Genomic DNA, 25390 nt, shown 5'->3' on the forward strand with positions numbered 1-25390 from the left:
TCAGCCCTTGATGTCCTGATCGCGCGGTGAGCTCATCCCGCGCTCGCGTACCTCGCCCGTCGTCTCGTCGATCACGACTTCGGTGCCGGCGGCCTGTTGCCCAATGCGCACGAACTGGGTGCCCTCGACGATCACCCGGTCGCCGTCGCGGGCGCCGGCGCCAACCAGCCAGTTGTTGCCGACGCTGCGCGCGACCGACAGTACGCGCTCCTCGACCTTGCCGCTCTTGTCGATGAACATGGCCGTCGCCTCGCCCCTGGCATTTCGGGCAACGGCGCGCTGCGGCACGAGGAAGCTGTTCTGCGCCACGCCCTCCTCAACGCTCGCGCGGACATACATGCCCGGCAGTAGCAACCGCTGGGGGTTGGGAAAGACGGCCCTGGCGGTGAACGTGCCCGTCGTTGTGCTGACGTTGGCCTCCGAGAATTCGAGTCTGCCCGTCAACGGATAGAACGCTCCATTCTCGAGCTTCAATTTCACGGCGATATTGGTGCCGGTAACCTTGACCCGCCCGGTGTCGATCGCTTGACGTAGGTTGAGCAGGTTCGTGCTCGACTGGGTGGCGTCGACATAGATCGGGTCAAGCTTGCGAATTGTCGTGAGCACCGTCGCCTGACCGGCGGTGACCAACGCACCTGGCGTCAACGAAGACTTGTCGGTTCGCCCACTGATCGGCGCCTTGATGGTCGTGTAATCGAGATTGATCCTCGCGGTCTCGACGTTGGCCTTGGCAGTCGCCACCTCTGCCCTGGCCTGAGCCAGCGCGGCACCGGCATCATCGAGATCCTGCTTGCTGACGGCGTCGTGCTTGACCAGGCCCTGGTATCGTTCGACCTTGGCCTGCGCGCTCGGCAAGGCCGCTTCCGCCTTCTGCAACGCGGCCACAGCGCTGTCATGCGCCGCCTGATAGGGGGCCGGATCAATCTGGTAGAGCGGCGCGCCCGCGGCGACTTCGTCCCCTTCCGTGAACAGCCGCTTCTGGATGATGCCGGCGACCTGGGGACGAACCTCGGCCGTCAATGAAGCAACGATGCGACCGGGAAGTTCTGCGGTGATCGCGACAGCCTGCGGGTGCAGGGTGACGACGCCGACCTCTGGAGTCGTCATTCCAGCAGCAGGGACCGCATCGTTTGATACCGGCTTGCAGCCGGCCAGCGCAACGCTCGCCGCGACGGCAGCGATGTTTACGATCTTTGAACGATAACCCATGAGCTTCCACGTTCCGAGCGCACAGCGATCGGTCCCAGCCGTTGCCGAGACGCGATGCGGAGTGCACGCGCCACCTATCCGGCGTGCATTGGGCGATCGTGGAGATTTGATGGAGGTCTGATGGAGGCGACAGATCGTCGCGTCGCAAGCGCGCTCGTAGCAGGATATATGCCAAATCGAAAAATCGGGTTTGGATCAGCACTCACCTGATCGAGGGCGAAGTCGGTCGCAACGTTAGACGGTCAGGCAGGCGGTTCCTGAACCGGTGCGACGATAGGAGTTCTGTTGATCGGATGAAGAGTACGCTTGCAGATCAGCCGGGCTACCAGACATGAACGAACTTATTCTGGTTGCGGAAGATGAGCCGGAAATCGCCAAGATTCTGGACGCATATCTGGTGCGGGAAGGATTCCGGACCGTAGGTGCTACGGATGGCAAGGCTGCGCTCGATCAGCACGTCATCCTCAAGCCCGATCTGGTTCTTCTGGACCTCAAGATGCCGAAGGTCGACGGCTGGGAGGTGTTGACCGAGCTGCGGCGGCGCGGCGACACGCCTGTCATCGTGATCACCGCCCTCGATCAGGACATCGACCGTCTGCAGGGGCTGCGTCTAGGGGCCGATGACTATGTGGTTAAGCCCTTCAACCCTGCTGAGGTTGTGGCCCGCGCCAAGGCTGTCCTCCGAAGATCGAGGCCCTCAGGAAACAGTGCCGTCTTTCGGATTGGCAAGCTCGAAGTCGACCTGGAAAGCCATCTCGCGCGCGTGCGCGCCGACGATGCCACAGTGCCGTTGCAGCTGACCCTGACCGAATTCCGGCTTCTCGTTCATATGGCAAAATCGCCGACGCGGGCCTTTAGCCGCGGCGAACTCGTGGATGCCTGCCTTCCGGGCGGTGATGCGCTCGAAAGAACCGTGGACAGCCATGTCAGCAACCTTCGCCGCAAGCTTGATGAGGCCGGAGCAGCAGGAATGCTGGCGGTTGTCCGCGGGATCGGCTACCGGTTGGCAGCGATATGAGACGACATCGTCTCGGTCGGCAGATCACACTCTCGATGAGCGCCGTCGCGGTCATCGCGATCCTGATGGTCTTCGTCGGCTCGTTCCTCTTCTATGGAATTTATCTGACCTGGTTTCCGCAGCCGCCCGGCCCGCCTCCCCTTCTTCCGGAGGCACCGGATGTCATGTTGATCGCCGTCTTTCTGCTTCTCGGCCTTGCGATCGCCATTCACGTCGCGCTTCGGCTGGCCCACCGAATCCTCACCCCCCTCAATTCATTGGCCGAAAGCGCCCGTAAGATCGCCGATGGCGATCTTACGGCGCGCGCTTCCGCCGGCGACCGTTCCCTGGGCGAGACCACCCAGCTGGTGGACGATTTCAATGCCATGGCCCAAAGGCTACAAGACGTGGCAGACGCAATGCTGTCATGGAATGCCGCGGCAGCGCACGAGCTGCGGACACCACTGACCATCCTACGCGGCACGTTGCAGGGACTGACCGAAGGCGTGTTCGAACCCAGCGACGAATTGCTCCGCAACCTGTTGTCCCAGGTCGAAGGCCTGTCACGGCTGGTCGATGATCTGCGGATCGTAACGCTTTCGGATAGCCACAGGCTGGAAATGCACTTCGAACGGACGGATTTGACCGCGGAAGTTGCGCAGGCGGTCGATGCAATGCGCCCTGCTCTCGCCGAAACAGGCTTCTCGATCGAAATGATTGCTCCCCCCCTGACGCTGTGTTGTGACGGCACCAGACTTCGCCAAGCGCTGCTCGCCCTTCTGGAAAACGCGCGCCGCTACGCTGACCCGGGGCTGCTCAAAATCTCGCTGTGCACCGAAGAAGCTGTTGTCACCCTGGCCGTCGAGGATCAGGGACCAGGCTTGAGCCTGGCATTCGCAGGGCGCGCCTTCGATCCATTTGCACGGGCGGAGCATTCTCGGTCACGACGATTCGGTGGTTCCGGGCTTGGTCTCTCAGTCGTCCGCGCGATCGCCGAAGCTCACCACGGGCGAGCCCAGTACAGACCATCCGTTGTCGGCGGTTCGATTTTCGAGATCATTCTTCCTTTCGATACCGCGTCGCAGATTTAGCACCGATATCGCAGTCGTTGGCGCTGGTGACGGGGCCACGAGGCGCGACACGATGCTACGCGGTTGGCGCCGCGATCCGGGCCGACGACGTGGCAACCGCTGCGACTACACGACGCCACTCAAGATTCGGATCATCGAGGTCAGCGAATCGCATGGACACATCCCCGGCCGCAGGCCGTCCGGGTGTCACGGGGGCTGGAGACGCGTCCCGGACGGCCTGCTCATCGGGCGTTGCACCACGTGGGATTGCAGTGCCGCCTGACATCGAACCTCGTGTTCCAGCACCTAGGAACGCCAGCTATTGCTGAAAGTGAATGCTCTTGATTTTTCGTTCGATTTGCCGTCGGCGGTGCGCACCACAAACTCAGCGGGACCAAACGGGCTCGCAGGCACGGTCCCCTATAATGCCCGCTCAATGAGCGCAAACTTTCTCATTCGCACCTCCAGTCCGTTTCCTAAACCGAACTCGCCTACCTGCATTACCGAAACATTACGGCCGCCGCGTTATCGGCCTGCTCCTCTTAGTGTGATGGATTTCGATTCATGCACTCCACGAAGCACCTCTGATACACAATTGCGCTCCTCTCACCCTACATTGAGTTGCAACGCCAAACGTCGGCGTAGGGCATCAAAATCGCTCACGGCCATCATAATCGCACAACGAAGAGCGCGGCGTAATTCTTTGGTAAGCGACTGAGCAAAGCTCTTGTCACCGAATGCCTGACGGAACGCCTGTGAAAGGCGCATAGCGAAGCCGACGCACGATCGCGGTCCGCGAGGATCAAATGCGACCGCTTCACCATCGCGCCCAGCGAGCCTCAGGACCAGCCAGCCCATTCGGAATGTCTCGGCGCCGATCCAATTCCGGCGCTCCAGCATCTCCGTCCTGCCCCTCTTGCGTCCTCAGCGGATCATATGCCGGTAGACTTTGCGTTTTCCGTAATGGCCAGACAATCGGATCGTTGCCCCGCGCCATGGCGACGTCCCTTCATACGATGGATCGAGGGAGTCGAAGCAGGTTGGGCGGTGCCCCTCCTGCTCCTTTGCTTTGTCGTTGTCTGGACGCTCGCCTTGTCGATTGCCTATGTCGGCTCCGGCCTACATCCCGACGTACTTGAGACATGGACGCTAGGCCGGCACTTCTCATGGGGCTCTGTCAAACATCCGCCATTGATGGGCTGGGTCACAGGCGCGTGGAGCTCGATATTTCCTTCGACCAACTGGTCGCTGCAATTGATGGCAATGTCGAACGCCGCTCTTGCGCTCTGGCTCGTCGATCTCATTTCGAGACAATTCGTGACCGGTCACAAGCGACTGATCGTGTTGCTCTTGCTGATGTTGACTCCCGCCTATCAGTTCCACGCCCAACGCTTCAATGCCAATGCTGTCCTGCTGGTGCCGTGGCCACTAGCAACCTACTGCTTTCTGCGCGCTTTTGAAACGAGGACTGCGCTCTGGGCCATCGCTGCAGGAGTGACCGCCGCCCTGGCGATGTTGGGGAAATACTACTCCATCTTTTTGGTAGCCAGTTTTGTTCTGGCCGCCATTGCCCACCCCTCGCGGCGCGCATATTTTACGACGGCCGCGCCGTGGATCTCCGTGGCGACGGGACTGATCGCGCTCTCACCGCATATCTTCTGGCTCATAAAGAAGGGAGCTCCACCATTCTCCTATGCGCTGGCGCACGCTCACACCGATCTAGCGACATCGCTTCGAGAGGTCGCCTCTTTCCTGGCCGGCCTTGCGGCGGCGATAAGCGTCCCTGCGATAACCTGGGCAATGATTGCTGGTTATCGCCTCAGGCGCCTTGGTCACGATTTTGCGGCACTGAACGCCGGTCTTCGACTGCTTCTCTACATCGCCCTTGGTTCGATTGCTCTGCCAATCGTCACGGCGGTCGTGGTCGGCACCGACCTGCCCTCCCTGTGGGCCCTGCAAGGGCTATTTCTGTTCGTCGTTGTCGCAGTGTGCAGCACGCGCTATCGCATCGAGCGGTTCTATACTGTAAACACAACGGTCCTTGTGGCCTGCATCGCTGCCGTAGCCGTGGTGATCGCAGCTCCGATCCATGCGCTTTACCGCAACAGCTACGGCTATCAGGAGGGGCGTACCTTCTACCCCGAGGCGGCGAACGAACTTACCCGGCTCTGGCGCGAGCTGACCGGAGTCCCGCTTGCAGTCGTCGACGGAAATGAAAGCCTTGGTTTTGCTGTCGCCTTTTATAGTCCTGATCATCCGCAGTATGCACGGGCTTTCGCCTATCCGTACGGATGGAAATTGCCAAACAAGGTGGCTATGGAACGCGGCTGGGCTGCCCTCTGCTTCCAGGACCAGATCGATTGTCTCGCTTGGATGCACCGGACGGCGCTCCAGGCGGAGAACGTCGCGTTCGTCAGGCGCGTGTTCACCGTCCAATCTGATCTGCTCGGCTTGCCTGGGCTGAAGCGAAATATCGTTGCCTTGATGGCGGTGCGACGTCCTTGCGCGCCCGAGGCTCTCCGAGCCCAAAATGGGATGCCAACCGACGAGACCCCCGCGTCTTCCGATGAGACGCAGCCGATTCTGCCCTAGCCGCAGCAACGCGGGCACGCTTTGCCGGACACGCTCCGGTCGCCCGACAACATCTCGCGTCCAAAGCTTGATGATCTCGGGAGATCGCAGGCGTAATTCTCCGGCAATGTTCGGTAGGCAAATGGCAGGGCATCGCATCGACGAATCCGGAAGGAGCATCCCATGAATAAGCCAGTTGTGATCGCGGCGGCGGCGCTGATCGCTGTTGCATCGTTTTCGCCGTCGGGGGCGCAAGCCGGTGACGGCGGCGCCATTGCGGCCGGCGTGATCGGCGGACTGGCCGTTGGCGCCTTGGCCGGATCTGCCATTGCGAACTCCCATCGCGCGCCAGTCTATGTCTATGAGGATCAACACGCCTATGTTCCGTCGTATCGGCGACGTGTTCACGTTCACCGATACTATGAGGTGCCGGCCTATTCTGGGTACGACTACCCGGATTACGACTATTCCTCAGGCTATCGTGACGGCTACTATGACGCCTCATCTGATTGGTGAACCCTGAGGCGGACTCTGGCAGGTGAACGCTGAGGGCGTGGTCTTCAACGGAAGACGACGCCCTCTTCGCTTGCGCGCCTGATTCCCGGCGTCCGCTCGGCGCGCGGCGCGCGTGCTGCGGTTCCAATCCTGGACGAAGTATCCGCCCCCACCCCAGTCGGCAGTACGTCACTACGCGGCGCGAACCGGTTCTCGTTCTTTCGCCTTGCGTGACCGTGGGTGATCTTAGAGGGAACCAAAACTAACAGCCCCATCCACCACCTCAACGAGACATGACATCGTTCTACAACACCAGGCAGGTGTCGCCGCCGCCCGAGTTGGCGAGATAGCAGGGACGCCCTTGGGTCCCGGCCCAAAGTGCTCGCGACCTGACGCAAAGACACAAAAAAACACGCATAATCAATTGTTTATCAAACAGCCCAATTCGAGCTGGGCTCGTAATCCTATTGCAATCTAACGGTAATGATTGGAGAGAGTTATGACCTAGAGAACCCTAGGAGAGAATGGTGCGAGTTCTGGTCGTGGAGGATGATCCCCAATTGGGGCCTTGGCTGCGGGATGCGCTCGCGACCGCCTTTGGCTCCTCCGATATGGTGACGACGCTCGACGAGGGCAGAGCCGCGGTCGCAGTCCGCAATTTCGAGCTCGTCGTGATCGATAGAGGACTTCCGGATGGCGACGGACTGGCGTTGCTACCTGACCTAAGGTTGCAGAAGCCGAGCCCCGCAACGATCGTTCTGACCTCGCTCGACGATCCCCTCGATATTGCTCGTGCGCTGAACGACGGGGCCGATGACTATGTACCCAAGCCGTTCGAACCGGTTGAACTGTTGGCAAGGGCAAAGGCCGTGCTGCGACGTCTCTTCCTTGACAAGGGTGCCGTGGTGAGCATCGGAAATCTGAGCTACGACATCGTCAACCGCGTGGTCTGCATCGACCAGACTCCCATCGTTGTTCCGCGACGTGAATTGGCGATCCTGGAGGCCATGGTTCGACGGACCGGTCGCGTCGTGTTGCGCGAAACGCTCGAGCTCGCGGCCTATGGTTTTGAGGACGAAATCCAGTCGAACGCGATCGAGTCGCATGTCTCTCGACTGCGCCGTCGCCTTCGCGAGGCAAATTGCAAGGTTGTAATTCGACCGGTCCGCGGCCTCGGATATCTGTTGGCTGAACAACAATTCTGAAGTGTGAAATGCTTAGACGCCTTCGTCGCTCGATCACGGTCTTGTCCGCGACTCTTATCGGAGTCGTGACCACCATCATGCTGTTGTGCGCAGCCGCTCTGCTTCTTCGACTTGGCGGCGATGACGACGGCACGTGGGGGGCCGCCGACGTGGCCGACGCTCTGAAAGAGGCTGTCGCGCGCAACGAGCAGGGACAGCTCGAGGTCAAACAGACCAAGCGACTCGACAAGATCGTTCGCGACTTCCCAACGTTCTGGTACGTTGTGTCTGACAAGAGTGGGGAGGTCAGTTTTGGCGCAATTCCAAAGTGGCGCCCACAGAAACCACTTATGCCACAGCCGGGAACAAGTTTCCTTGCTTACGCGGTTGACGGCCAGACCCGAAACATCAGGAAAATGGTGGCCGTTCGAGATACGCCCGCCGGCGAAGTCTGGATCGAGACAGGAGGCGTCGCCTACACTGCAACACAGCTCATGATCGGAACGCTCACCGATGCGACGTTTGTCGCGCTCCCGATCCTCATCGTCCTCGTCGCGACGGCGTTTACGGCCCTGGTCTTTGTACCAACGCTGATTGCACGTCCGGTCCGCGCAGTCGCAACTGCGGCCGAGATGATCGACGGTGTTCCTGACGGTCGCAGATTGCCGGAACAGGACGCTCCCGCGGAACTGCTACCGCTGATCGCGGCATTCAATCGGGCATTGTCGCGAATTGATCGCGCATCGAACGCGCAACGGGCGTTCTTGTCCAATGCGGCCCATGAGCTGCGAACTCCGCTCACCAACGCGCGCACGACGCTTGAGCAGGTCGACGATCCCGAGCTCCGTACCAGGCTCATTGCCGAAAACCAGAAACTCTCATCGATCGTCACGATGCTCCTTCAGCTGGCCCGCATTTCGATAGAGCCTGCCGAACGTACAGAGATCGACCTTGTGGCACTCGCGCGCAGAGTTGCGGCCGATCATGTGCCCATGGCCTTGAGAAGCGGGCGTGAGATCGCGTTCACCGACCCCGGTTGCGCCGTCTGGGTCCTCGGCTCGGAAGCGGCGATCTCTGTTGCGCTTTCGAACCTGATCCGAAACGCGGTGCTTCACGCAGCGACCAGCAGTCCCATTCATGTCAACGTCAGGGCCTCGGGACAACTGAGTGTGGTCGACACAGGACCTGGTATGAAGGCCAGCCAACCTGACCTTCTGCTTGAGCCGTTCCGGCGTGGAGACACCCGAGCTGAGGGGATGGGCCTAGGTCTCTCCATCGTTTCCCAGGTCATGGCCACGCATAATGGCACTGTCGCAATCTGCGAGACACCCGGTGGCGGCACCACGATTGAATTGAATTTTCCGATTACAGACCGCCGACCACCAACTTCGGCTCCAGCCAAACCGAGAATGATCGATCAGACGTCGACCGATGCGCAGACAAGCGACTCCGTATCGGCGGCATGAGGGCTTCGACTGATTGAAGTGTACGAGGGCGACAGGCAGGCGTATTGCATATCATGATATGCATATCGAGCGTCTCGCCCCGCTCGGAGTAGCACGTTCGCTATCCGATTTTCTCTTCTTCTATCTTGGCCCGCACCTGCACAGCCGGCTCGTCCTGAACTATCAAATCCACAGGGGCAGGTTTGGCTTGAGCCATGACGTCGGGCTGCTGCGCCTGCGCGAGGAGCTGAAGCGGCATGGGCTTACGCTGAACGATGTCGGATCGGAAGCCCTGCCGAGAGCTGCCGCGGAATACTACACCGAATGGCGTCGTCTGTGTTGCCGCCAACTCGTCGATTCGGTTCGTTCCCTCCTGAGCTTGGTCAGCTTCAACTCCGTTGTCGTTTCGAGCTATGCGCCACCGAAACTCGGAGAGACCCTGTGCTCCCAGCTTCATGAGGAGGTACCCGAGGTGGATTTCCTCTACGGCGCGAACTTTGTTGCGCCCAAGGCCGTAGGCGCAGCCAACCTGCCGTATCACTCCCGTTTCGTGGTGCAATAGGCAACGCGGCGTCGATTACGAAGATCTCAGTACTGATCTGCGAAAGCGACGCGCCTCTGCTCACTCTTGCTCGGCCGGCGACGAGCAATCGGGCAGCCGATCTTCACGAGGCACGCAAACCGCCTCCAGTGGCCCGCCCTCACGGCGTGTGCTTCGGCCGCAGCCTTCTGGCAGACCGCGTATCTCACACCGCAATCACCCTCCCGGTGGCCTTGTCGAACAGGTGCGCCTTTTCCAGATCGAGCGGCACGTCGAAGCGGTTGTCGGGTTCGGCCGCCACGCCGACCGGCATCTGCGCCGTGAAGGGGGAGTGGCCGACCGAACCGATGACCAGCGTGTGCGGGCCGAGTGGCTCGACATCTTTCACAATCATGCTGGCCACCGCGCCTGCCGCAGTGCCATGTCGGGCGATATGGTCGGGCCGCACGCCGAGTACCACCGGCTTTCCGACATGTCTGCCGTAGACCGCTTCTCTGCATTTCGGCAGAGCGAGCGCCACGCCTGACGCTTCGGCGAACACAAGTGCACCGTCGCGCGCGATCACCTCGCCTTCGATGAAGTTCATGCTGGGCGCGCCGATGAAACCGGCGACAAACAGGTTGCATGGCCGCTCATAAAGGGAGATCGGGTCGGCCGCCTGTTCGATGCGCCCCTTGTTCATCACCACGACGCGGTCGGCCATCGTCATGGCCTCGACCTGGTCGTGCGTGACGTAGACGACGGTCTTTGCGAGCCGGCGATGCAGCGCCTTGATCTCGGTGCGCATCTCGATCCTGAGCTTGGCGTCGAGGTTGGACAGCGGCTCGTCAAACAGGAACACGTCCGGGCTGCGCACGATCGCGCGGCCAATCGCCACGCGCTGGCGCTGGCCGCCGGAGAGCTGCTTGGGACGGCGATCGAGATAAGGATCGAGATCGAGCACACGTGCGACCTCCTTGACCGCCTTGTCGATCTGCGGCCGCGGCTCCCCGCGCACCTTCATGCCGTAACCAATGTTCTCGGCGACGCTCATGTGTGGATAGAGCGCATAATTCTGGAACACCATCGCGCAGTTGCGTAGTCCCGGCCGCAGATCCGTGACATCGCGCTGCCCGATCCGGATCGTGCCTGACGTCACCGTCTCCAGCCCTGCGATCATCCGCAAGGTCGTTGTCTTGCCGCAGCCGGAGGGCCCCACCAGCACCACAAACTCGTTGTCAGCGACGTGGAGGTCGAGCCCTTCGATGATCCGGTAGGACCCATAGGCTTTGGAGACGCTGTCGATCAGAACGTCGGCCATGATTCGCTTTCTGTCTCTCATGCGATCCCGGACGGTTCGCACCGTCCGGGACCTGTCATCCTCACATCACTTCTTCGGCGGCAGGCCCATCGCAGCGCGATAGGCAGCGAGTTGCTTCTCGCGGCCGAACTCGTCAGTCAGCCTGTTCCATTCCTTGGCCATCGCATCAAGCGCGGCCTGCGGCGTGGTCTGGCCGGCCAGCGCCTTGCCGAGCTCGATCTCCACTACCTCGGTGTAGGAGAAATAGCCGGGCAGACGCATGTCGAGCGCGACGTTCTTGCCGTTGATCGAATCCGCCTGGGCACCGAGATATTCCTTGGCCTCCTCGGGCGTGAAGATCTTGCTCCATAGCGCGATGTTCGCCGTATGCGACTTGCGGTACGGATTGACACCGGTGCCGCCGGTGATCGCGGCTTGCCCCGAAACCTCAGGGCTGGTCAGCGTCTTGACGAAGTCCCAGGCCGCCTGCTGGTTCTTGCCCGACTTCGGCACCGCGATCTGCCAGCCGCCGAACGCCATGAACGGAGCGGGCAGCACCTCGGGGAATTTATCCCACTTCTTGGTCTTGGCGTTCCAGATCTCATCGGAGCCAGGCAGCACCGCCGAGCCGACCTTGCCTGAGATCTTCGACTGCTTCGGATCGGCGGCGATGACGCCGGTGTCGCCCCAGCCGATCGATTCCGCGACCTGGCCGCCGGCCACCGCCGCGTTGACCTCGCCGAACGAGAAGTTCAGCGCGTTCGGCGGCCCGAGCTTGGAGGCGCGAATATATTCCTCCAGCCCCTTTACCCAACCGGGATTGTTGATCTGCGCATCCATCGTCTCCGGATCGAAGAACATCGCGCCGGGATAGTTCGGATTGTTGGTGTAGGCCGCAGCGTGGCTGAAGAAGAACCAGAACTGCTGGCCACCGCGGCGGAATGCTTCTGCCGTGCCCCACAGCCCTTTATCAGGCCGTTGGAAGTACTCGGCGATGTCGAGATATTGCTTCCAGGTCTTCGGCGGCGCAAGATCGTAGCCGTACTTGGTCTTGAAGCCTTCCTTCTCCTTGGGATCGTCGAACAGATCCTTGCGATAAGTATAGGTGTGGACGTCGCCGTCCATCGACTGCGAATAGATCTTGCCGTCCCACACCATCAGGCGCTCACGATAGGCCGGCTCGATGTCATCCCAATCCTTGCCGGACCGCATCTCCTTCGGCATCTCGGAAAGATACGGCACGAAGTCCGGCAGCCAGGCGGGAGCGAAGCTCACCATGTCGAAGGTGGCATCGCCCGACGTGAGCGACGTCGCGATCTTGGGATAGAGCTCCGACCAGGGAAATTCGACGACGTTGACTTTGCCGCAGGTCTTCTTGGCCCATTCATCGGCACCGAGCTTGAGCGCCGACGCAATGTAGGGACCGGTCTGCGTCGCGACGGTCAGCGTCACGCCCGTGTAATCGGGGCTGCAGGCCAGCGCCGGACCGAAGGTGCAGGCCGTGGCGAGCGATGTCGCCAGCATCAGGACAGTTCTTCTCAGCATGGTGTCTTCTCCCTCCTATAGGCTTCCTTTTTGGTCGTTACTTGATTGCGCCGAGCAGCATGCCCGACCGCATCATCCGGCTCAGCAGAGCTGCCATCACCATCATCGGAACGATGGCGACCAGCGCAGCCGCGGAAATCGCCCACCATTCGTCGCCGCGCTGGCTATTCTGCCCCGCGACCAGGATCGGCAGTGTCTGCCAGCGCGAATTCGTCAGAAACAGCGCGAACAGAAATTCATTCCAGACGAAGGCGAGCGTGATCATGAACGTCGCGATCAGCCCGTTCATCGACATTGGCACCACAATGCCGAGGAAGATGCGCCAGCTCGGCACGTTATCGACCATCGCCGCCTCTTCGACCTCGATCGGCAGTGCCTCGAAGAAGTCGCGCATCAGCCAGACGACGATCGGCAGCGAGAAAGCCACGTAGCACAGGGTCAGGCCGATGAAGCTGTCGATGAGCTGAAAGCCGAACCGGCCGATCTCGCTGTAGAGCAGATAGAGCGCGAACGCGACCACGATCGGCGGAAACATGCGCTGGCTGACGAACCAGAACAGGATGTCCTCATTGCCCAGGATCGGCCCCGGCAAAGGCAGCCGGTTGGCGATGATCGCCGATATGAGCGCCAGCGGAAACGCCAACAACAGTGCCTGCGGCCGCGTCAGCCCGAGATAGGTATTGAAGGCGAGATATCCGCCGAGCGCGAGACCGAAGAACACGAGTCCAGCGCCGAGCCGCACCTTGAATTCGAAGCGTACGAGCGCATAGGCCGCCATCGCGCCGATCGCCGTCGCAATCAGCGCCGCCGAGAAGCCGACCATGGTCGAATTCAGGAAGGTGCGAAAGAACTCGCCGCGGATGCCCTGATACAGATCGATGAAGGGCTGCAATGTCGGGGTGAAATCGACAAAGGGAATATAGGTTGGCCCGCCCACGACGCCGGGCGGCGTCTTGAACGCGGTGACAACAACCCAGTAGAGCGGAAACACCGTGATCAGGCACCAGGCGAAACAACCGAGCGCGATCAGGCGCCGCGACCATGGCGACAGTCCTCGGAGGCTGCTCGCGCTCATCGGCGTTTCTCCAGATGCGGCCGCAGCAGCGCCAGATAGGTTACGCCGATGATGGTGATCGCGATCAGGAACAAGAAGCTCAATGCCGAGGTGTAGCCGAGATTGAACTTCTTGAATCCCTCTTGATAGGCGAACAAGGTGAGCGTCTCGGTATCGACGCCCGGACCGCCACCCGTCATCACGAACACCGTGTCCATGATCTTGTAGCTCTCGATCAGGCGGATGAAGACGACCGCGGCCGATATCGGCAGCATCATTGGAAAGGTGATGCCCCAGAACTGCTGCCAGTTGCTGGCATTCTCGAGCTCGGCCGCCTCGTAGACGTCCTCCGGCAAGGTCTGCAAGCCGGCGAGCAACATCAAGATCACAAATGGCGTCCACTGCCAGACCTCCACCGCGATGATGCAGCCAAGTGCCCAGCGACCATTGGTCAGGAACGGCAGGTTGACGAGGCCGAAATGGCTGAGCAGCTGGTTCAGCGGCCCCATCGTCGGATTGAACATCATCCTCGCAACCAGCGCGACTGCGACCGGCGCCAGCAGCATCGGCAGCAAGAAGGCGACCCGGAACAGCCGTTCGCCGGGGATGCGCGCTTTCAGCGCCAATGCCACCGCAAATCCGATCACATATTGCAGGCCAACCGCCACGACGGCGATCAGCGTCGTGGTCAGGATCGCGTTCCAAAACCGCGGCTCCTGCAGAAGCTGCCCGTAGTTACCGAGCCAGACCACACGCGGCGGCATCGGTGGGATCAGTCGGTAGCTCAGGAAGCTCGTGGTCAGGGAAAAGATCAAAGGAAAGATCGAAATCGCGAGCACGACGAGCACCGCCGGCCAGATGAAGACGTGCTTGATCGGATCGTTGCGCATCATGGCGCGGGCTGCTCCTTCAGCAGCGCCTCGATCTCCGCACGGCGCGGCATGGACGGCGCAGTGCCTGGCCGCGTCACCGAGATGCCGGCGGTCGCCGCGCCGAAGCGCGCAGCGTCGAGCGGATCGGCACCGCCGGCGAGCGCTGCAGCAAAGCCGCCGACGAAAGCATCACCCGCGCCGGTGGTCTCGACGACCTTTCCAGCGGCGAATGACGGCACGTGAACCGATCGACCTTTGCCATGAAACAGCGCACCGCGCTCACCAAGCGTGATCAGTGCAGTACCGGCGCCCTTGGCGAGCAAGGCGTCGCCTGCACGGCGCGCGCCGGCGAGATCGGAAACCGCGATGCCCGTCAGCGCTTCGGCCTCGGTTTCGTTCGGCACGACGTAATCGCAGAGTTCATAGAGCGCGTCGTCAAACGGGACGGCCGGTGCCGGATTGAACACGGTGATGCTGCCGGCGCCGCGCGCAGTCTCCAGCGCATGCCGCGCCGCCTCCACCGGCTGCTCGAGCTGCGTGACGAACACCCTGCTCGCCCGGATCGCATCCGCCGCCGCATCGACATCGGCGACGCAGATGCCGCCGGCCGCGCCCGGTGCGATGATGATGGCGTTTTCCCCACGAGTCTCGTGCACATAGATGAAAGCCGCGCCCGTCGGGGTCTCCACCTGCGTCACCTGCGGCACGATGCCCTCCGCCGCCCAGGTCTTGAGCGCGAGTTCAGCAAAAGTGTCTCGGCCGATCCTTGAAATGAAGCTGACGCTCGCACCCGCGCGCGCCGCCGCCACCGCCTGGTTCGAGCCCTTGCCGCCCGGTCCGACCGCGAAGCCCGAGCCGATGATCGTCTCGCCAATCGCCGGCAGCCGCGCTGCGCGGAATGCCAGATCGGCCACGAACACGCCGAGAATGGCCACGCCCTGCCTGCTCATGGTCATTGCGCGGCCTCCGGCGGAATGACACCCTTGGTGAACAGGAAGCAGCCGTAGAACCGGCGCTCACCAGTGGCGATCACGCAATAGGCGCGCTTCGCCTGCTCATAGAAGGCATGACGCTCGACGCCGACCAGGGGCCAGGATCTGGCCTCCGCGCGATCGACCACGGCCTGCACCTCCTGCTGCACAGGGGGCACTTCCGTTGGCGCACCGACGATCTCCATGCGGATCGCGGCATCGTCGACGAAGGTGTCGAGCGGCATCACCGAAAGCACAGCCTGGATAGCGCGCGCAGCACTGACATTGTCGATACGCAACAGCTCGCCAAACACAGTCTGCCGCGCGATCGAATCGGCCGGGAAGTTGGTGTCGCAGATGACCAGACGGTCGCCGTGGCCCATCGCGCGCAGCGCGTAGAGGACATCGGCGTTGAGCAGCGGATCGATGGTCTTCAGCATAGTCCCTCCCTTCTGTTGTTTTGTCATTGCGGGGACCTCAGCGGTCCCGATCATGATCCGAGGACAAGAAATCGAATCATGATCTCATCGATTTTTGGAGCATGATCTTTCGGAACACCGGCTCCCGCTGGTTCGGATCATGCTCAGGTCCGTTCTGTCACGTCACTAATCGCCATAAGGAATCCAGATATTCTTCACCTGCACCGCGTGGCGCAGCAAAATGAGACCTTCGGATGCCGCGGCGTCGTACCAGTCCGTGAGCAGCCCGTGATCGACCAGCGTTCGCTTGAGATTGCCGACGGACAACCGCTCTGCGTCGGTTGCGGCCTGCTTGGAGCCGAACACCCAGAGCGCGTCGACATCGTCATGCTCAGCCAGCACCTTGACCAGGGCGTCGCGTCGGCCAGTGACGATATTGATCACGCCGGCCGGAACGTCGGAGGTCTCCAGCACCTGATAGAAATCGGTCGCGACCAGCGGATGCCGTTCGCTCGGGACCACGACCACCCGATTGCCCATCGCGATCAACGGCGCGACCAGGCTGATGAGGGCAAGCAGCGGCGCCTCGTCTGGACAGGCGACGCCGACTACCCCGATCGCCTCGTGCATGGCGAGCGCGACGCCGCGCAACGGCGGCGTGTGCACCGCACCTTCATACTTGTCGGCCCAGGCGCCGTAGCTGAACAAGCGCGCGATTCCAGCATCAACTTCCGCTTTCGCCTTGACAGCCGTAACTCCCGTCATCGCGGCGATACGCGCGGCAAGTTCGTCGCCGCGGGCGGACATGTTTTCGGCCAGGTAATACAGGATCTGCGCACGGTTGTGCGCCGTCGCCCGGCTCCACGCTTCGGCAGCGCGCGCTGCCGCCACCGCGTTGCGGATGTCCTTGCGATTGCCGTCGCCAACCTCGCCGAGAAGTCTTCCCTTAGGCGACAGCACCGCGCGCGAGTAATTGCCGTCAGGCCTGACCTGCTTGCCGCCGATGAACAGCTTTGGCGTCCGATCGATCGGCGGTAGCGCAAAACCTGCGCGCTCTTCAGCTACGCTGGGCGCGGGCTGCGCTATGCGTGCCTTTCGTCCGCTCCAAGCCACTGGCTTGAGATACTCGTAGATGCCCTCGCGGCCGCCTTCACGGCCAAAGCCGGATTCGCGATAACCGCCGAAGCCGACACCAGCGTCGAACAGATTGGTGGCGTTGATCCAGACCACGCCCGCCAACAGCTTTGGCGCGATATCGAGCGCCCGCCCGATGGTCTCGCTCCAGATACTGGCGGCGAGACCATAGCGCGTGTTGTTGGCGAGCAGCACGGCCTCGTCCGGCGTGCGGAACGTCATCGCCACCGCCACCGGACCGAATATCTCCTCGATAGCCACGGTCGACGACGGCTGCACGTTCCACAGCAAGGTTGGCGGATAAAAGCAGCCATGCTGCGGCAACGCACCCGGCGACTGATATTTCTGCGCACCTTCGGTCACACCGGTCTCGACCAGGGACCTGATGCGCTCGAGCTGCACGGGATCGACGATCGCCCCCATATCGATCGCCTTGTCGAGCGGCGGGCCGACACGGAGCGTCTCCATCCGCCGCACGAGCCGCTCCCGGAAGGTCTCCGCGATACCTTCCTGCAGCAGCAGCCGCGAGCCGGCGCAGCACACCTGCCCCTGATTGAAGAAAATGGCGTCGACCACTCCTTCCACGGCGGCATCGAGGTCGGCGTCGTCGAACACAATGAAGGGCGACTTGCCGCCGAGCTCCAACGTCAGCGACTTGGCCGTGCCGGCGGTGGCCTGGCGAATCAGCCGGCCGACTTCGGTCGAACCGGTGAAGGCGATCTTGTCGACGCCTTGCTGAGCGACCAGCGCAGCCCCGGTGGTGCCGTCTCCGGTAACGACGTTGAGCACACCCATGGGCAGGCCCGCCTGCGCGGCGAGTTCGGCAAACAGCAGCGCAGTGAGCGAGGTGAACTCGGCGGGCTTCAGCACCACGGTGTTGCCCATCGCCAGCGCCGGCGCGATCTTCCAGGCCAGCATCAGCAGCGGGAAATTCCACGGGATGATCTGCCCGATCACGCCGAGCGGCGCGTAGGCGCCGAATTCGCGCTCCTGGAGCTGAGCCCAGCCGGCATGATGCAGGAAGTGCCGTGCCGCGAGCGGAACGTCGATATCGCGCGTCTCGCGGAGTGGCTTGCCGTTATCGATCGCCTCCAGGACTGCAAACAACCTGCCATGACGCTGCAACATTCTCGCGAGCGCGTAGAGATGCCTGGCACGGCCGTGGCCGCCGAGCTTCTGCCATGCCTGCTGCGCCTTGCGCGCCGCGGCGACGGCCGCGTCGACGTCGGCAGCAGACCCTTGCGCGAGCTTCGCCAACGCCTTGCCGGCGGCAGGCTCCGACGTCGTGAAGTACTTGCCGTCGGAAGGAACTGCAAAAGCGCCATCGATGAAATGCCCGAAGCGGGCCTCGTGCCTGGCGAGCCACGCTCGCGCCTCGGCATCTGCCTCGGGCGCCGGACCGTAGTCCATCGTGTCGTAGTAGTGTGCGACGGTCACGGCCGGGTCCTCATGCCAAGGGATGACGGTTGAAGGCCGAGTAACGACCGGTGACGTGATGTTCGAGCTGACGCTCGATATCGGCGAGCAAGCTGGACGCACCGATGCGGAACAACGAAGGCTCGAGCCAGTCACGCCCGAGCTCTTCCTTCATCAGGATCTGGTAGTTGAGCACATCCTTGGCGGTCGAGATGCCGCCGGCGGGCTTGAAACCGATCTTGAACCCGGTGCGATCGTGATAGCTCCGGATCATCCGCAGCATCACCAGCGACACTGGCAGCGTCGCATTGACGCTCTCCTTGCCGGTCGACGTCTTGATGAAGTCGGCGCCTGCCATCATGCAGACCATGGAAGCCTTGGCGACGTTGCGCAAAGTCTTCAAGTCGCCGGTAGCGAGAATCGTCTTGAGATGCGCCCGCCCGCAAGCGGCACGGAAGTCTCTGACCTCCTGATATAGCGCGCGCCAGTCGCCCGTCAGCACGTGCTCCCTGGTGATGACGATGTCGATCTCTTCGGCCCCGTCGTTCACCGAGGCCTCGATTTCCCTGAGCTTGACGTCGTGCGGCACGAGGCCCGCGGGGAAGCCGGTGGAGACAGCAGCGACCGGAATGCCGGAGCCGTCGAGAGACTCGACCGCAGTCGCCACGAAACGATGGTAGACGCAGACTGCCCCCGTCTGCAGCTTGCGGCCGGCGAAACCGAGCGCATCGAGAAGATCGGCCCGCACCGGCGCCCTGGCCTTTGCGCAAAGCCGCTTGACCCGCCCGGCCGTGTCGTCACCATTAAGCGTGGTCAGATCGATGCAGGCGATCGCCTTCAGCAGCCACGCCGCCTGCGCCTCGTTCTTCACCGTGCGCCGGCCCGGCAGGCTCGCGATGCGCCGCTCTGCCGCCGACAGATTCACCCTGATTTCGTCGATCCAGTCTAGCTCGAGGGCTCGGCCTGCATTGCGAGCGAGGGCGGCGGCCTGGACCGAGACCGGCCGCTCGTGTCCGCACAACGGCATGCGGGATGCCTCCGGTATCGAAGCGCTCTGCGACATCAAACGCAGCCTCCTGCTACCCGGCCGCGCGGCGCACTGAATGTTTGGATCGAAACATCGGCTTCCTCCCTGAAGAAGCCCGACTGCGAGCCCTGCATTCGCAGGCTCTGCCGCCGCCTCCCCATGCTGCCGGTCTCTGCGTCCGGCGGATTTGTTAGATTCGTAACGTCTTCTTGTTGGATTTTTCACATCATGTGAGACTATTGTCAACCAGCAAAGGCAGGGTTATCGAAAAGCATGGTCGACCTCCCCATCGGCGCGGCAGCTCAGCGCGACGCGCGCGCCCAGCGCCTGGAACGGCTCCGGCGCGCCATCGCCGAAAACGGCGCATTGCATCTGAAGGATGCGGCTCAACTCCTGAACGTCTCCGAGATGACGGTGCGCCGCGATCTCGCAGCATCCGATGCCGCGCTGGTCTGCCTTGGCGGCCATGTCGTGAATGCAGCCGCGCCGAGCGCGGCAAAGTACACGCTCGAGCAGGAGATCGATCAGCACACCCATGACAAGCGCCTCGCCTGTCGCGCGGCGGTGGCGTCATTGCAGGACGGCGACACCATCTTCATCGACTGCGGCACCACGATGCAGTCGCTCGCAGAGGTGCTGCCGGAGGGCATGTCGCTGTCGGTGATCTGCTATTCGATGAACGTGGCGGCGCTGGTGACGCGACGTCCCGCCACGCAGCTGATTTTGGTGGGCGGGCTCTATCATCCCTCATCGCAGTCCTTCTCATCGGAAGAAGGTCTGTCCTATTTGCGCAGGCTCGGCATCAACAAGGCCTTCATCTCGGCGGGCGGCGTACATGCGGCCCGGGGCGCGAGCTGCTCGAATTTTCATGAGACGGCGGTCAAACAGGCGGCGATGGCAACGGCGATCGAAAGCATTCTGGTTGCCGATGCGAGCAAGCTCGACAGCCTAAAGCCGGCCTTCTTCGCCGACCTCCATGCGTTCTCCAAAATCATCATTGGTGGCGCCGTATCGCGCGAACACCGCAAGCCATTCAAGCATCTCCCTGTCGAGTATGTAACCAGGACGGGCTGAAGCCGTCGTTTCGCCTGGCAAATTGCCGCGCCGCTGAGGTCATCGCATCTTCGGCAAAAATCACAGTCGTAGCTTGGCGTAGAAATCGCCACGATTGGTAGCGGGGGCGCTACATCGCGCCCCCAGGCTCTGTTTTCCTGCCGGCGAACCTTACTCGGAACGTCAGTCTCGATAGTTCGCCGAAGGCCGCCGCTCCTTCGCAATTCGTCGCCGGAAAATGGGTGGACGAGCAGGTTCAAACCTGGCTGGCTCCCGCTAGGGAAGCGGGGAAGCCAACAAAATCAGCGGGCTGACAAACCGTTTTGGGAAGGATGGCATCATTGTTTTGCGAGACGTTTCAAGAACGCTACCCAAAACCGCACGCCGTCCTCGTCGCGATTGGTTGTTACGGATGGTCACATCGTCACGGCAACAGATTTGAATTTCGAACACGTTGAATTCTGGTGCGACGATCGTGAAGGCGCGCATCGCGCCTCTCGCGCAGCGATCGATATCCGGTGAGGTCAGCCGGCTGACGTCATTTCCGGCAGACGCTCGCATAGTCGCATCCGATCGTCAGAAGTCTGCGACCTTCTTGGACTCATGCCGCGCGAAACGCGCGGGCTCGTGGGGCTCGGGATCGACGATCGGCGTGGCGCCGGTGACAAGATCGGCGATGAGATGGCTGGTGCCGGGGGCGATGCCGAAGCCATGGCCGCTACAATCAGGCCGGGCAGCGCGGCGAGCTCGCCGATGGCAGGCACTCCATCCGGCGTAGAATCGATATAGCTCGCCCAAGTCGCCGTGATCTGGCTCTGCTTCAACGCCGGGAGCAGCTCCACCGCGCGCCCATGGGTGAGGCGGATGGTCGCCTATTCCCGCCACGTTTTGTTCAGAGTCGTTTCACCGCCCTTGGCCTTGATCGGCATCGAAATCGCATTCCGTCCGCGGAAGCTCACTCGACGATTTCGTCAGCACGCAAAAGCAGCGAAGTTGGAATGGTAAGGCCGAGCGCTTTGGCCGTTTTAAGAACGACTACGAGTTGAAACCGCGACGGCCGCTCGACCGGCAAGTCTTCAGCCTTTGTCTCATCAAGAACCTTCCCGACCAGAACGCCTGCTTGATAAAGTAGATCGATAAGGTTCGTACCGGAGGCCATGAAGCCGCCGACCTTTGCAAACTCGGGAAACAGAGTTATCGCGCCCAGCTCAACCAGGACGGCAAGCATGAGGTTGGCAAGGTGGGGCCGACGGGTGATTGCTCTCCGTCCAGCCAATCCTGTTCCTCGGAGGGTGCGCGCGGCGGACTTTCGCACATGCGCCTTGAGCTTGGCGAAGGCATTTTCAATCGGATTGAAGTCGGGACGGTGGGGGACAGATAGAGGAGTTTGGCGCCATCATCAGTTCGACCCAGGCGAGACCGTCGAGGCGCTCAGCATCCGCGCCACGGGCAATCGTGGACGACTTCTGACGGGGCGCGAACCGCATCGCGATGTCGTCACCGGAATTCGGGCGTACGGTTCTCCGTTGCGGCCCGCACGGCTTCGATCTGGTTGGAGCTGCCGAGAAGCCGCTGCTGCTCTAACGACTCCACCATCAGCACCCGCCCGGCGTCTACAGGAGCGGCGGCGTTGAGCAGGCGTTTGCCTGCACGAACGGCCTCCGGGTTGTGGGCAGCGATCCGCCGCGCAAGCTCGCGAGCTTCCTTCAAGGGGTCATCGCTTACTCGTGTCGCAAGACCGAGAGCGAGTGCCTCAACACCTGAAACCACCCGGCCGCCAAAGACCAACTCGCGAACCACATCCGCACGCGCGAGCTCCGTCAAAATCACGCACCCCGCCATGTCGGGCACCAATCCCCACTTGGTCTCAGCCACGGAGAGCTTCGCCTCGGGATGCAAGTAGCGAATGTCAGCGCCCAGCGCGATCTGCAGGCCGCCGCCGAATGCGACACCGTGCACCGCGGCAATCACCGGCACAGGCAGCTCCCGCCAGCCCCACGACACTTGCTGCCAGAGATTGGCGAGGCCATGCGTGCGTTCGGCGAGATCGCCCATCGCGGCCGCGCCCTGGGCGACAATCCGATCGAACAGGCTCTTGTCCAGCCCCGCGCAGAAGGCGCGCCCCTCGCCGTGCAGGACGACGGCGCGCACCGACCGGTCTGCATGCAGGCGGTCGACTGCGGAGGCAAGCGCCTCAAACATCGCGTCGTCCAGCGCATTCATCTTGTCGGCCCGAACCATGGCGACATCCGCAACGCCGTCGTCATCCACACTGATGCTGACTCGCTGATCGCTCAATTTGGTTTCCTTCATGAAGATGGGCCTTTTCGCAATGCAGGAGAAATGGAGGATCGCAGGCTAAAATCTGACGCGCGGTCGCCACCCCCACACTGAGCCAACAAGCCAAACGAATGGGATGTCCGGCGCACAAGGACTTTTTACCATTGCCCTAATCACCAGACGATGCCGCCCCCAATTTGGAAGCCGGCGATCCGATCTTGCTCCGACCAGTGGACAGTTCCGCCGCCTCCGCCCGCAGGCGGGCCTTGAACGCCGAGACGAAGATCCTGACAAGGATCGCGGCAACCATTTCGTTCAACCGCGAACCCACTCTGGCCAAATGACCGCTGATCTCGGCCTGGAGCACATAGCGCACGCGGGTCTGTCTGCCCTCTTCGGTCAGCGAAATCTTGCCCGAGCCCTTGGTGCCGCGCCTGCCCTTGAACGACAGCACATAACTGGTCGGCACATGAACGTCACTCACTTGAATCGTGCCCTCCAGGCCGAGGCTGAGCGGCCCGACGCCCATCGCCAGCTCGATCTCCAGCACGTGCGCCCGCACCTGGTCCAGTCTCTTGCATCCTGGAATGCAGCGCCTGAGCACTTCAACATTGTTGAGCGCATTGAAAGTCACGAACAACGGCGCGTCGATCAATCTTTCTCCGACGAGCTCGATCGGCGTCGCCCTCCTGACAAGGCGTCGCCTTGCCGGCGCCTCGGCCATGCGCTGAACGTTGGCATCGTGCACCAAGGTCTGAGTCAGGGGTGGCCGCAAAAAGGCATGGACTGGCGGCGAGACCAGCGCGGCGTTCTTCGACGCGGCATTGCTCTGGCTCTGGTGAGAAGGCACGAACGCCCAGGACTGGCGGAGGACGGAATTTTCGTTCGCCGCTTCATTGCCCGATGCCGCCTTCAATCGCGCTTCAAACGCCGAAAAGAAATCCTCGGTGATTTTCCCTACCGCGGCATCGATCAGGCGCGATCCGACTTGCGCCAGGCGACCACCCACCTGGGCTCGGGCCGAGTAACGCAGAAGCGTCTGATAGCCCTGTTCCGTGAGCGAGACCTCCGCCGATCCCTTGCCGAAACCCGCGATCCCGCCCTGCCCTTCGAAAGTCACCTCATAACTGTTCGGCGGTTGTATATTGCTCAATCTCGCCATGCCCTTGAAGCGCGCGCTGATAGGTCCCACCCGGGCAGCCAGCACGGCCACAAACGTATCCGCCTCCACGGCTTCCAGCGACTCGCACCCCGCAATGCACGCCTTGAGCGCCTCGGGGTCGTTGAGCGCCTCCCAGGTGGCGCCAATCGGCGCGGGGATCAGTCTTTCTCCAATGATCTGACCGACACAGATCTTTGCTGGAAACATTCGCTGAGCGGAGCGGATCCCGCTGTCGTCCCTCTTTCCCGGCGGAGTCCGCGGGGCCTTGCTGAACCGCAAGGGGGAGCGCTGCGGTTTTATGATACCGTTCTCAGGCCGATCGCGCGGGAGAATGCCAACCTTATTCTCCGCAAGATTTGCGGAGAATACTCTTGCGGATGCGGGGATAGACCTCCATATTCTCCGCAAGGAATGCGGAGAATGACAGTCTATATCCATCAGCTGCCTGAATGGCCTCGGTTTTCCTGGGATGCCACTGCCTTGGCCAAGCAGCTTGCAGCTGTCCGGCTGAGGCAGGGGCAACTCATCGGCCGCATGCAGGCCCTTGGTTTCCCCCAGCAGGAGGAAGCCGCCCTCACCACCCTCACCGAGGAGGTTCTCAAGTCCAGCGAGATCGAGGGAGAGAAGCTCGACAAGGACATGGTGCGCTCGTCACTCGCCCGTCGGCTCGGCATGGACGCGGGCGCCTTGCCGTCCGCTGATCGCAACGTCGAAGGCGTCGTCGAGATGACGCTCGACGCCACCCAGAAATTCAAAACCGAACTCACGGCAGAGAGGCTGTTCGGCTGGCATGCGTCTCTGTTTCCAACTGGCCGCAGCAATATGAAGAAGATCGCCGTGGGAGCCTGGCGCGACGCCTCGGCGGGAGCGATGCAGGTGGTCTCCGGCGACTACGGACGCGAGCATGTCCATTACGAGGCACCACCCGCCGCAAAGCTCAACGCCGAAATGGCTGGGCTTCTTGACTGGTATAACGCCGAAGAGAAGATCGATCCGATCATCAAGGCAGCGATCGCCCATCTCTGGTTCGTGACGATCCATCCTTTCGAGGACGGCAACGGCCGTATCGCCCGCGCCATCGCGGACATGTCGCTTGCCCGCTCGGAAGGGATTCCGCAGCGCTTCTACAGCATGTCGGCGCAGATCCGGGCGGAACGCAAGACCTACTATGACATGCTGGAGAGCACGCAAAAGGGCAGCCTCGACATCACGCCTTGGCTCGAGTGGTTCCTGGGCTGTCTCGACCGCGCATTCACTGGAGCCGAAACCATTCTCGCAGCCGTGCTCGAAAAGGCGGATTTCTGGAAACGGCACGCCACAATCCAGATCAACGATCGGCAGCGGGATATGCTCAACCGCTTGCTGGACGGTCTCGATGGTAAGCTCACATCGAGCAAATGGGCGAAAATCGAGAAATGCTCGCCTGACACGGCGTTGCGCGACATTCAGGGCCTTGTTGATCAGGACGTCCTCGTCAAGGATCCAGGTGGTGGTCGGAGCACGAGCTACTCCCTCGTCTCCTCCTGAGGCCAATCGCAAAGGGACGCGGGATCGGACGCAAGCTCGGGCGTGGCATCAGAGCGGAGGCTCCACCTCAAGCCGGCGGAGATAGGATCCAAAACGCGCGCGCGGGTTATACGATCTTCGCAAGAGAATGGCATAACCA

At 61.9% G+C, this 25390-nt stretch carries 22 protein-coding genes and 2 pseudogenes; 9 read left to right on the plus strand and 15 right to left on the minus strand.

From position 1 onward, the window contains the following. Positions 1-1209, minus strand: a complete 1209-nt coding sequence (locus QX034_RS00455) for an efflux RND transporter periplasmic adaptor subunit (RefSeq protein WP_315705853.1) — start codon at positions 1207-1209, stop codon at positions 1-3. A 331-nt stretch (positions 1210-1540) separates the two neighbouring features. On the opposite strand from QX034_RS00455, the gene QX034_RS00460 reads away from it, so the two are divergent. The 7 genes from QX034_RS00460 (at position 1541) to QX034_RS00490 (ending at position 9533) form a co-directional block, all read left to right on the plus strand. Next, a complete protein-coding gene (locus QX034_RS00460; protein WP_315705852.1) occupies positions 1541-2227 on the plus strand; it encodes a response regulator in 687 nt (228 codons plus the stop codon). Beyond that, positions 2224-3297: an ATP-binding protein gene (locus QX034_RS00465; protein ID WP_315705851.1), complete on the plus strand. Its 1074-nt coding sequence runs from the start codon at positions 2224-2226 to the stop codon at positions 3295-3297. Before QX034_RS00460 ends, QX034_RS00465 begins: the two co-directional genes overlap by 4 nt. A 915-nt stretch (positions 3298-4212) precedes the next feature. Next, complete coding sequence (locus QX034_RS00470) at positions 4213-5868, plus strand: glycosyltransferase family 39 protein (RefSeq protein ID WP_315705850.1); 1656 nt, start codon at positions 4213-4215, stop codon at positions 5866-5868. A gap of 162 nt (positions 5869-6030) precedes the next feature. Further along, positions 6031-6363, plus strand: a complete 333-nt coding sequence (locus tag QX034_RS00475) for a hypothetical protein (RefSeq protein ID WP_315705849.1) — start codon at positions 6031-6033, stop codon at positions 6361-6363. A gap of 506 nt (positions 6364-6869) precedes the next feature. Next, entirely contained in the window at positions 6870-7547 is a 678-nt protein-coding gene (locus tag QX034_RS00480) for a response regulator transcription factor (protein WP_315705848.1), read from the plus strand. An 8-nt stretch (positions 7548-7555) separates the two neighbouring features. Then, a complete protein-coding gene (locus tag QX034_RS00485) occupies positions 7556-8992 on the plus strand; it encodes a HAMP domain-containing sensor histidine kinase (protein ID WP_315705847.1) in 1437 nt (478 codons plus the stop codon). A gap of 58 nt (positions 8993-9050) precedes the next feature. Continuing rightward, the gene (locus QX034_RS00490; protein WP_315705846.1) at positions 9051-9533 is read left to right on the plus strand and encodes a hypothetical protein; all 483 of its coding nucleotides are present in this window, start codon (positions 9051-9053) and stop codon (positions 9531-9533) included. A 184-nt stretch (positions 9534-9717) separates the two neighbouring features. On the opposite strand, the gene QX034_RS00495 is transcribed toward QX034_RS00490, so the two are convergent. From QX034_RS00495 to deoC, 8 genes are all read right to left on the minus strand, one after another. Beyond that, positions 9718-10812 (minus strand): sn-glycerol-3-phosphate ABC transporter ATP-binding protein UgpC, encoded by a 1095-nt coding sequence (locus tag QX034_RS00495; RefSeq protein ID WP_315705845.1) that lies wholly within the window; start codon positions 10810-10812, stop codon positions 9718-9720. Between the two features lie 66 nt (positions 10813-10878). Next, positions 10879-12336: an extracellular solute-binding protein gene (locus QX034_RS00500; protein ID WP_409977760.1), complete on the minus strand. Its 1458-nt coding sequence runs from the start codon at positions 12334-12336 to the stop codon at positions 10879-10881. A gap of 37 nt (positions 12337-12373) precedes the next feature. After that, a complete protein-coding gene (locus QX034_RS00505; protein ID WP_315705844.1) occupies positions 12374-13411 on the minus strand; it encodes a carbohydrate ABC transporter permease in 1038 nt (345 codons plus the stop codon). Continuing rightward, complete coding sequence (locus tag QX034_RS00510; RefSeq protein WP_315745087.1) at positions 13408-14283, minus strand: sugar ABC transporter permease; 876 nt, start codon at positions 14281-14283, stop codon at positions 13408-13410. The genes QX034_RS00505 and QX034_RS00510 overlap by 4 nt, the downstream gene beginning before the upstream one ends. Then, a complete protein-coding gene (locus QX034_RS00515; RefSeq protein ID WP_315705953.1) occupies positions 14280-15212 on the minus strand; it encodes a ribokinase in 933 nt (310 codons plus the stop codon). Before QX034_RS00515 ends, QX034_RS00510 begins: the two co-directional genes overlap by 4 nt. 2 nt (positions 15213-15214) lie before the next feature. Beyond that, entirely contained in the window at positions 15215-15673 is a 459-nt protein-coding gene (locus QX034_RS00520) for an RbsD/FucU family protein (protein WP_315705842.1), read from the minus strand. Between the two features lie 165 nt (positions 15674-15838). Further along, positions 15839-18223 carry an aldehyde dehydrogenase family protein gene (locus QX034_RS00525; protein ID WP_315745086.1) on the minus strand — a complete coding sequence of 795 codons (2385 nt, stop codon included), beginning with the start codon at positions 18221-18223 and terminating at the stop codon, positions 15839-15841. Positions 18224-18233: 10 nt separating this feature from the next. Further along, positions 18234-19229: a deoxyribose-phosphate aldolase gene (gene deoC, locus QX034_RS00530; RefSeq protein WP_316174948.1), complete on the minus strand. Its 996-nt coding sequence runs from the start codon at positions 19227-19229 to the stop codon at positions 18234-18236. Between the two features lie 273 nt (positions 19230-19502). Here deoC and QX034_RS00535 point away from each other — a divergent pair, with 273 nt between their 5' ends. Beyond that, on the plus strand, positions 19503-20303 hold the full coding sequence (locus QX034_RS00535; RefSeq protein ID WP_315705839.1) for a DeoR/GlpR family DNA-binding transcription regulator: 801 nt from the start codon (positions 19503-19505) through the stop codon (positions 20301-20303). Between the two features lie 255 nt (positions 20304-20558). On the opposite strand, the gene QX034_RS00540 is transcribed toward QX034_RS00535, so the two are convergent. The 6 genes and pseudogenes from QX034_RS00540 to QX034_RS00565 form a co-directional block, all read right to left on the minus strand. Beyond that, on the minus strand, positions 20559-20771 hold the full coding sequence (locus QX034_RS00540) for a hypothetical protein (RefSeq protein ID WP_315705838.1): 213 nt from the start codon (positions 20769-20771) through the stop codon (positions 20559-20561). A gap of 87 nt (positions 20772-20858) precedes the next feature. Then, positions 20859-21154, minus strand: a pseudogene (locus QX034_RS00545) (NAD(P)/FAD-dependent oxidoreductase); the annotation flags it as partial. An 83-nt stretch (positions 21155-21237) separates the two neighbouring features. Then, positions 21238-21510 carry an ABC transporter substrate binding protein gene (locus tag QX034_RS00550; protein WP_315705837.1) on the minus strand — a complete coding sequence of 91 codons (273 nt, stop codon included), beginning with the start codon at positions 21508-21510 and terminating at the stop codon, positions 21238-21240. Between the two features lie 60 nt (positions 21511-21570). After that, positions 21571-21677, minus strand: a pseudogene (locus QX034_RS00555) (IS630 family transposase); the annotation flags it as partial. 102 nt (positions 21678-21779) lie between these two features. Then, complete coding sequence (locus QX034_RS00560; protein WP_315705836.1) at positions 21780-22595, minus strand: crotonase/enoyl-CoA hydratase family protein; 816 nt, start codon at positions 22593-22595, stop codon at positions 21780-21782. A gap of 136 nt (positions 22596-22731) precedes the next feature. Continuing rightward, positions 22732-23931 carry a CoxG family protein gene (locus QX034_RS00565; protein WP_315745082.1) on the minus strand — a complete coding sequence of 400 codons (1200 nt, stop codon included), beginning with the start codon at positions 23929-23931 and terminating at the stop codon, positions 22732-22734. Between the two features lie 213 nt (positions 23932-24144). On the opposite strand from QX034_RS00565, the gene QX034_RS00570 reads away from it, so the two are divergent. Further along, complete coding sequence (locus QX034_RS00570) at positions 24145-25251, plus strand: Fic family protein (RefSeq protein WP_315765831.1); 1107 nt, start codon at positions 24145-24147, stop codon at positions 25249-25251. Positions 25252-25390: the final 139 nt, after the last annotated feature.

Source organism: Bradyrhizobium sp. SZCCHNR3119, assembly GCF_032487775.1.
GTDB lineage: Bacteria > Pseudomonadota > Alphaproteobacteria > Rhizobiales > Xanthobacteraceae > Bradyrhizobium.

Excerpts from the sequence above, each read along its gene's own strand:
- QX034_RS00455 (WP_315705853.1), bottom strand. The coding sequence starts at position 1,209 with ATGGGTTATCGTTCAAAGATCGTAAACATCGCTGCCGTCGCGGCGAGC.
- QX034_RS00460 (WP_315705852.1), top strand. The coding sequence starts at position 1,541 with ATGAACGAACTTATTCTGGTTGCGGAAGATGAGCCGGAAATCGCCAAG.
- QX034_RS00465 (WP_315705851.1), top strand. The coding sequence starts at position 2,224 with ATGAGACGACATCGTCTCGGTCGGCAGATCACACTCTCGATGAGCGCC.
- QX034_RS00470 (WP_315705850.1), top strand. The coding sequence starts at position 4,213 with ATGCCGGTAGACTTTGCGTTTTCCGTAATGGCCAGACAATCGGATCGT.
- QX034_RS00475 (WP_315705849.1), top strand. The coding sequence starts at position 6,031 with ATGAATAAGCCAGTTGTGATCGCGGCGGCGGCGCTGATCGCTGTTGCA.
- QX034_RS00485 (WP_315705847.1), top strand. The coding sequence starts at position 7,556 with ATGCTTAGACGCCTTCGTCGCTCGATCACGGTCTTGTCCGCGACTCTT.
- QX034_RS00490 (WP_315705846.1), top strand. The coding sequence starts at position 9,051 with ATGCATATCGAGCGTCTCGCCCCGCTCGGAGTAGCACGTTCGCTATCC.
- QX034_RS00495 (WP_315705845.1), bottom strand. The coding sequence starts at position 10,812 with ATGGCCGACGTTCTGATCGACAGCGTCTCCAAAGCCTATGGGTCCTAC.
- QX034_RS00500 (WP_409977760.1), bottom strand. The coding sequence starts at position 12,336 with ATGCTGAGAAGAACTGTCCTGATGCTGGCGACATCGCTCGCCACGGCC.
- QX034_RS00505 (WP_315705844.1), bottom strand. The coding sequence starts at position 13,411 with ATGAGCGCGAGCAGCCTCCGAGGACTGTCGCCATGGTCGCGGCGCCTG.
- QX034_RS00510 (WP_315745087.1), bottom strand. The coding sequence starts at position 14,283 with ATGATGCGCAACGATCCGATCAAGCACGTCTTCATCTGGCCGGCGGTG.
- QX034_RS00515 (WP_315705953.1), bottom strand. The coding sequence starts at position 15,212 with ATGAGCAGGCAGGGCGTGGCCATTCTCGGCGTGTTCGTGGCCGATCTG.
- QX034_RS00520 (WP_315705842.1), bottom strand. The coding sequence starts at position 15,673 with ATGCTGAAGACCATCGATCCGCTGCTCAACGCCGATGTCCTCTACGCG.
- deoC (WP_316174948.1), bottom strand. The coding sequence starts at position 19,229 with ATGCCGTTGTGCGGACACGAGCGGCCGGTCTCGGTCCAGGCCGCCGCC.
- QX034_RS00535 (WP_315705839.1), top strand. The coding sequence starts at position 19,503 with ATGGTCGACCTCCCCATCGGCGCGGCAGCTCAGCGCGACGCGCGCGCC.
- QX034_RS00540 (WP_315705838.1), bottom strand. The coding sequence starts at position 20,771 with ATGCGCGCCTTCACGATCGTCGCACCAGAATTCAACGTGTTCGAAATT.
- QX034_RS00550 (WP_315705837.1), bottom strand. The coding sequence starts at position 21,510 with ATGCTTGCCGTCCTGGTTGAGCTGGGCGCGATAACTCTGTTTCCCGAG.
- QX034_RS00560 (WP_315705836.1), bottom strand. The coding sequence starts at position 22,595 with ATGAAGGAAACCAAATTGAGCGATCAGCGAGTCAGCATCAGTGTGGAT.
- QX034_RS00565 (WP_315745082.1), bottom strand. The coding sequence starts at position 23,931 with ATGTTTCCAGCAAAGATCTGTGTCGGTCAGATCATTGGAGAAAGACTG.
- QX034_RS00570 (WP_315765831.1), top strand. The coding sequence starts at position 24,145 with ATGACAGTCTATATCCATCAGCTGCCTGAATGGCCTCGGTTTTCCTGG.